Source organism: Streptomyces sp. NPDC086147 (assembly GCF_040702165.1).
Taxonomy (GTDB): domain Bacteria; phylum Actinomycetota; class Actinomycetes; order Streptomycetales; family Streptomycetaceae; genus Streptomyces.
Map to the genome: position 1 here is coordinate 26,028 of NZ_JBFBJO010000033.1, position 6,494 is coordinate 32,521.

Annotated in this window: 8 protein-coding genes; 4 read left to right on the forward strand and 4 right to left on the reverse strand. The window is 66.7% G+C overall.

The annotated features are described in order from the left end of the window. Window positions 1-188: 188 nt before the first annotated feature. Both AB0398_RS32975 and AB0398_RS32980 read right to left on the reverse strand, forming a co-directional pair. The gene (locus tag AB0398_RS32975; protein WP_366379352.1) at window positions 189-371 is read right to left on the reverse strand and encodes a hypothetical protein; all 183 of its coding nucleotides are present in this window, start codon (window positions 369-371) and stop codon (window positions 189-191) included. Between the two features lie 382 nt (window positions 372-753). Then, window positions 754-1,368: a hypothetical protein gene (locus tag AB0398_RS32980; RefSeq protein WP_366379353.1), complete on the reverse strand. Its 615-nt coding sequence runs from the start codon at window positions 1,366-1,368 to the stop codon at window positions 754-756. A 332-nt stretch (window positions 1,369-1,700) separates the two neighbouring features. On the opposite strand from AB0398_RS32980, the gene AB0398_RS32985 reads away from it, so the two are divergent. From AB0398_RS32985 to AB0398_RS32995, 3 genes are all read left to right on the forward strand, one after another. Further along, on the forward strand, window positions 1,701-2,222 hold the full coding sequence (locus AB0398_RS32985; protein WP_366379354.1) for a hypothetical protein: 522 nt from the start codon (window positions 1,701-1,703) through the stop codon (window positions 2,220-2,222). A 376-nt stretch (window positions 2,223-2,598) separates the two neighbouring features. After that, a complete protein-coding gene (locus tag AB0398_RS32990) occupies window positions 2,599-2,877 on the forward strand; it encodes a hypothetical protein (protein ID WP_366379355.1) in 279 nt (92 codons plus the stop codon). A 793-nt stretch (window positions 2,878-3,670) separates the two neighbouring features. Next, window positions 3,671-4,084: a hypothetical protein gene (locus AB0398_RS32995; protein WP_366379356.1), complete on the forward strand. Its 414-nt coding sequence runs from the start codon at window positions 3,671-3,673 to the stop codon at window positions 4,082-4,084. Window positions 4,085-4,526: 442 nt separating this feature from the next. On the opposite strand, the gene AB0398_RS33000 is transcribed toward AB0398_RS32995, so the two are convergent. After that, a complete protein-coding gene (locus AB0398_RS33000; RefSeq protein WP_366379357.1) occupies window positions 4,527-4,928 on the reverse strand; it encodes a hypothetical protein in 402 nt (133 codons plus the stop codon). A gap of 305 nt (window positions 4,929-5,233) precedes the next feature. Then, the gene (locus AB0398_RS33005; RefSeq protein ID WP_366379358.1) at window positions 5,234-5,581 is read right to left on the reverse strand and encodes a hypothetical protein; all 348 of its coding nucleotides are present in this window, start codon (window positions 5,579-5,581) and stop codon (window positions 5,234-5,236) included. Between the two features lie 265 nt (window positions 5,582-5,846). Here AB0398_RS33005 and AB0398_RS33010 point away from each other — a divergent pair, with 265 nt between their 5' ends. Further along, the gene (locus tag AB0398_RS33010) at window positions 5,847-6,254 is read left to right on the forward strand and encodes a hypothetical protein (RefSeq protein WP_366379359.1); all 408 of its coding nucleotides are present in this window, start codon (window positions 5,847-5,849) and stop codon (window positions 6,252-6,254) included. Window positions 6,255-6,494: the final 240 nt, after the last annotated feature.

The following is a 6,494-nucleotide window of genomic DNA, read 5'->3' on the forward strand; positions in this document are numbered from 1 at the left end:
TTCACGGGTTCCTGATGCCATGGGCGGCTCCGAACACACCCACGGCTGCCACGCTGCCCGCCGGCCTGAACGGCTGCGACGTGAGTATCCCGTCCCGCACAAGCTCATCCATCCCCCACCCCGGTCGCACCGGGCGAACACGGCCCCGGGAACCTTCCGGGGCCGTTCTGCTTTCACACGCCTGGGATTCAGGAGTCGTCGGGCCCGGCGCGGACGACGAGGGCGATCAGGACGAGCAGGACGAGCAGGACGGTGGCGAGCTTGATGACGTCGGCGGCGGGCCAACCGGCGTTGACGGCGAGGACGAGGACGGCGACGACGGCGTAGGGCCAGGTCTTGCGGGTGGGCTTGGGCGGACGGGGAACCGGCATGGGAGACACCTCAGAAGAAGTTGGGCCGTTTGGGTGACTCCAATGTGACGGGGCGTGAGATTGTTCGGTGGGCCGGGTTGTGTCACCGCAGGTGGCGAGCCGGTTTTCGTGGACAACCGCCTGTTGTCCATAGGAGGAGCGGTGGGGGAGGGACGGTATGGCACGACCGTTGGGTGATCTGAACGGGCGCACGCCGCAGGCCGACGACCTGGCCCTGTGGGTACGCAAAGTCACCCGCCAGGTCACGGCGCGGGAACTGGAGAAGATGTTCCCCCACTCCAAGTCGACGTGGACCGGACTGCGCAACGGAACCCGGCTTCCTGACGCGGAGCTCGTGGACGACCTCGTCGACGAGCTGATCCGTGAGCCCCGCCTGCGCGAATCACTCCGCAAGGAAGGGCACAAGCTGCGCCGCGAGGCGGAGGCTGCGGAGGAGGAGCTGAAGGCCGGCCGCCCCCTCCCGGCCCGGGTACCCGAGAAGCGTTCGGAAACCACCACCGCGCTCCTGCGTCTGGACGACGCCCGGCTCCAGCAGCTCGAGGCCATGCGGCGTCCGGCCGCATCCGAGAAACGGTGCGTCCAGTTGGAGGGCATGGTGTCCGTCCTTCAGGACCAGTGCGTCCAGCTGCGTGCCGAACGCGACCGGGCCCGCCAGGAAGCACGAGCAGAAGTCGAACAACTCCAGCGCGCCCTGGAACGCTCCCAGGAACTCCACCAGCAGGCCGACGCCCAGCTCGCACACGCCCGCCGTGCGGCCGGCCACGCCTACGAACTGCGCGTGGCCGCCGAGGAGAAGGCCTCCGAGGCCAGGGCCGCGGCCCGCCACGCCCTGGACGACGAACCGGACACCACCGGCACCCTTCTTCCTCCGGAAGCCCTCGAACCGATCCTGCCTCCTCTGGACCGCATGGCCGACGCCCTCGATCAGGCCGCCGCAGAACTTGCCGAACAGGACCAGGAACTCGACGAACTCCGCGAAGACCTCGGCCTGCACCACCGCCCCACGGACACCCCCTCGCCCACCGTCGTCCCGGGGGCCGTCGTCGCCGCCAACCCGACGCCGGCTTCCGGGGCGGAACAGAGCACTTCCTCAGCCGCTGCGGACCATCATCTCGCCGATGACACCCTCACCGCTGCCGCGGCGCCGGTCGCGGTTGTCTCGGACAATAGGACCGACCGTGAGGACAACGTTCCTACCAGGACCTTCTCCAAGCACTCGGCCGGCTCTTCCGTACGGCCACTGGCCAAGGTCCGCACCCCGAAGATCTCACTCAACAGCTGTGGAACCTGCGAGCCAGAGCTGGACGCGACGTCTGGACATGGGACCGGATGGCGGAAACCACTCTGGACGGCGCAAAGATCGCGGAGAACCCCGACCGTCTCTACGCCTGGTTCTTCAGCAGGAAACTACCCGCCCCCCGCCCCGGTTTTCTCGCCCTGGTAACCGTTCTTGGGGCGGACGAGGACGAGCAGAACGCCTTCCTCGCCGCCCACAAGCGCACCGAAGCCTTCGTCGCAAGCCCGGTCCGGCGCACGCTGGTCGCCGGCGCAGGGGCGCTCGTCCTCCTCTCCGCCCTGATGACGTCACTCGCCACGTCGGCTGTCGTCTACACGGACCCGACTCCGCCCAGCGGACCTATCGGAACGGCCATAGCGGTCTACGTTCTCATCACACTGCTCGGCGGAGTCGCTCTGGCCTTCCTGACCAGAGGAATGGGCAAAGGGTCAGGCACCAAAGCGTCCTTGTGGCTGGCGGCGATCTTTGGAACCTGGATCACCTGCGCCGTGCTGACACGCCTGCTCGGTACCGCCGTCGGCCTGGGCATCGCCGACGCCATCGGCCTCCTGTGAAACACCGCCGGCCCTGTCCCGCCCCCTTCCCGGCACCACGGTCCCCGGCCACCCTTCCCTGCGGGCTGCAGCCGGTGTACCCGGGGCGCCACGGGGACGGGGTGTACGGGTCGGACACGTCTGGTCAGCTGTCCGATCACGGGTCTGAGAGGGTGAGCAAGCCGTGGCCGGTCCTGGGCAAGCCTCCCTTACGGTGAGCTTGCCCAGGAGCACCCCAGGCCGGCCCACCCGCCCAAAGTGCCAGGTCCGGGCGCGCCGTCTCTTGAATGGGCGTCCGCGAGCGGGAAGTGTGGGTGGGTTACGGGGGCCTGCCCTGCGCCTGGTTGTCGTCCGGATCGGCAGCAGCCGTCCCCCTCGCGGCTGCCAGGCTGGGCGGATGGACCACGCCCCTTCCCCTCCCGCCGGCCGTCGTGTGTACGGAAGCGACCATGACGATCCCGACCCCGGCCCAGCACCCGGCCGCCGCCGTGCCGCGCTGGTCGGCGGACCACTGGACGGGCAGCTGCTCGACATCACCGGCTGGAGCGAGGACCAGATCGACGGAGGCGCCGCCCTCATCACCGAAACAGGTTTCTACGGACCGGGCGGACGTGCTCTCCACGACCCCCGTCCCGATGATCCGGCCCGCTGGGGCGGGGGAGGCGACCTGTCTTGACCGGTCGGCCCTTCCCCGGAAAGTCGGGAGGGATGGGCGCGAAGTTCGGGGGCAGGAGCTTGTTGAGTCCATGGGACCCCCTGTGAAGCAAGGGCTCGCCGGTACCCCCTTCCGGCTGGCTCTTGGGTTGTCGAACGGCTCGCACCACGTGGTGAATGGTGCGAGCCGTTCGACATGTTCCGGTTGCCTGGTCTGGCGCCACCCCCGCCTCGCCGCTCCACTGGGCCTCTCCGTCGCCTTCGTGCGATCTCTCGGTTTCGTGACAGCAGAGTGAGAGACAGTGGTGGGGCGGCGTATTGCCGCAGGTCGACCCGGTTTTCTTGAGTGGAGCGCACTGTCATAGGTGTGAGAGATCGTGGCGATCTCACTGTCACGGGGCGGTAGCTGTGCAGGTGGCGCACTGCCACGAAACCGAGAGATCGCATCCGTGCCCTGGCCGTCGGCGTCGCCCGCCATGCCGCCGCCCTGCCCGAACACGACGGCCGCGGCGCCCTGGCCGACATCATCCTGCGCGAGACCGACCGGCGCCTGTCCGTCCCCGCCGCCGGCACCGCCCGGTACGTCCAGAACCGCGTCCCCCTCGTCCGCGCCCTCTGTGCCCGGCTGGGGACCACCTCACCATTCCTCTCCCGGCTGCCGTGCAGCCTGTTGGGAGAGCGGGCTCACGGATCTGCCGAGGTGCCGGGAGGGTCGGTCGAGATCGTTCATCGATTTCCGGTCGAGCGGGCTTCTTGCCCAACTTCCGTGATAGACCGGGAAGATCAGTGCGACGTGAACAGAGAGGGCACATTCCATGGGCCGACCGACCGCCCCGGCTTTACTGCCGAGCGACACGAAGATACTGTCCATCGGTTTGCGCCCGAGTGCGCTCGACTACAGCCGGATGCCCGATGGCATCGACGAGGCGATATTCACTGCCCGGATCGAAGCGGCGAACACGATGCTGCGCGAAGCGGGGTTCGATGTTGTTCCGTGCCTGATCGACGTGTCTTTGGACCGCGCCGAGGCGACTGTCCGGGAACAGCTCCAGGAGCATGCGTTCGGCTTGGCGATGATCGGCGGTGGTGTGCGGATGCTGCCGGAGAACACCTTGCTGTTCGAGCGGCTGGTCAACCTCCTCGTCGAGACGGCGCCCGGGATCCGGCTGTGCTTCAACACGTCGCCAGAGAACACGGTTGAGGTATTGCGACGGTGGATCCAGGTGTAGGCGAGGTGAGGCTCACCGAGAGCCGCCTCCACACCTACCGAAAGACATGCAGGCGGCCTCTCATGCCGGCCTCCTACCATCCTGGGTGTCGGCGCTCGCCCGTACGGCCTCTACCTCCTGGCCGACCGCAGCAGAACCCCGGCTACGACGATGAGTCGGCCGTCCGCGAACGACTTCAGCATGCTCGTGGCAGCCGTGATCGTCCTACCGGATCCGGCGATGGAGCCAGCCTGCCCCACACTCCCTCGGGAGACACAGCCGATCGTGCAAAGAATTCGACCCGCTCCTGAACCACCGACTTCTGTGTCACTCAATGCCTCCGAGGAACGATTATATAATTCATCCCGTTCTTTCCCCGGCGGCATCAGCTTTTTGCCCCCATCAGCAATAGGCGTGAAGCTCCTCAGCAGCCAACTTTATACAAGCGAAGAACGCGATGCGTTCACCGGCCGAAGAGCCCCTTCTTGGGAGGATCGGCAGGAATCAACTCCTGCATGTGGACCAGCTCGGCCACACGGACGTTCAAATGCTCGGCGGACGTGATCGGCGACTTGTCACCCTTGACCCAGATCGAACTGCGCAGCTCCACAAGCCAGCTCGCCGGTGAAGTACGGAAGACCAGCCGGCCACACCGACTGGAGTCGATGTCGTACAATGGAATGCACGTGCGAGTAACCGTCTCGGCGCGCGCAAGGGCCTCCTCCTCCCCACCTTCGACGGAGATCCTCTCTACCAACTCCCACTCCCCGCGCCTGATTCGCTCCACCAACACATACCAGCTCACAATCCCGCTCCTCCCCGAACACAGCAACGCCGTACTCAGCCCGACCAGCACCCAGGCCATCAGCCGACACAAAACCGAGTACCGAACTAATAAGCCCTGCTACCAGCTATCTCCAATTTCCACCAACCGTACATGCTGCATCAACTCAGCGTGCAGTCCCGCCCGCCGAACCTCCTCGACAACAGCCCTCAACGACCGCCCCCTTGCCCGCATGCTCCGGTCTCGCCGCAGGCTCTCTCACCGTGCCCGCGAGCCATGCTGCGGTCGGTGAACACAGTGGCAGCGGTCCCGCTGCAAAGACCGGGTGCTTCCGTGCCGCGCAGGGGCCTTGATGCGGCAGGAAAACGTGCAGCAACTGCCTCCGGCTAAAGCCCGAGCTCCGGAAGGTCGGGGTGCTGCTCATCGGGCCATCCGCCCTTCGGCACCTCTATGAGCGTGAGCGCCGCGTCCTCTGCTTCGAGGACTCTCACGAAGGTCCCACTGTTGTCCTTGCCGGGAAACACGACAGAGAAGTAGGGGTCCATCTCGATCAAGAAGTCCCAGCCTTCCCGCTGAGTGCCGTCGAGAACAGGAGCATGCCGGCCGGTTGCCTGCCACATACCGGCCGTCCCTGCCGTGCCCACGGTGTGGGTGATGTCGATGGTGTACACCTCAAGGCAGATCGCCTGATTAGCCCACCATTCCAGACGGGCCCGGCCCACGAATCGATCCATGCGCACACTATGCACGGAGTTGCGGCCGCGCAGGCACGTTCGTGTAACTACCGGCAACCGGCTGTTGCAGGCCTGGTCGGGGTGGGTTGTCAGTGGTCTCGTGCATGCTCATCGAGGAAGAGATCGGCATCGGCCGCCCCTTTCCACCGGTCCGGCCTGCGCCGGGTGTCCGGAAGGTCGTGAGCAGGCGTACTCATGTGCGTGTGCCTGTTCACGGTCAGGGTGGTGTTGCCGTGTCAGGTGTTCAAAGGGGAGGAAGTACGCGATGCGTACGAAGAACGTGTCCATGATGGCGTTGCTTGCCGCCGGCGCGATGACCGCGCTGGGTGCAGGCCCGGCAGCGGCGACTGATGCCCTGCTTCCGCATCCGGGCCCGGAGGGCCTCGTGTGGGTTCAGGAGCAGATTGGGGACGGGGGAGTGGTCTCCGCGGGTGCGTGGGGTGGCCTGCCTACCGTGTTGACGGTGGCGTGCCAGGGAGACGGCATCGTGCACGCGACGATGGAATCGCAAGGCAACCATGTTGCCGACCTCGCCGTGGACTGTCCTGCCGACACTATAGGCATAGGCACGGTGAGCATGGATCCCGGCATGGTGACCGGGTCCTTCAGTATCGGTATCGACACCTCCGACGAGACCATCCGCTGGGCCCTGACGGTCACCCAGCCCGAATAGAACCCACCCCGCCCCCTCTAGCCAGCTGGGGCCCGCGAAGCGGGCCCTGGTAGGCCTGGAGGCGCAGCCGGAAGGCCCACGCGGTGAGAGAGCGCAGCGAACCCACCGCCCGAGAGGACTGAAGCGAAGCGCAAGCCCTCTCGCGCCCGAACCTGCCGGATGACTTCGCGGAGACGATGGGCCCCGCCATCAAGGAGTGGGCCGCGTACCTGTACGCGAAGATCGCCGAGAAGCGGGCCG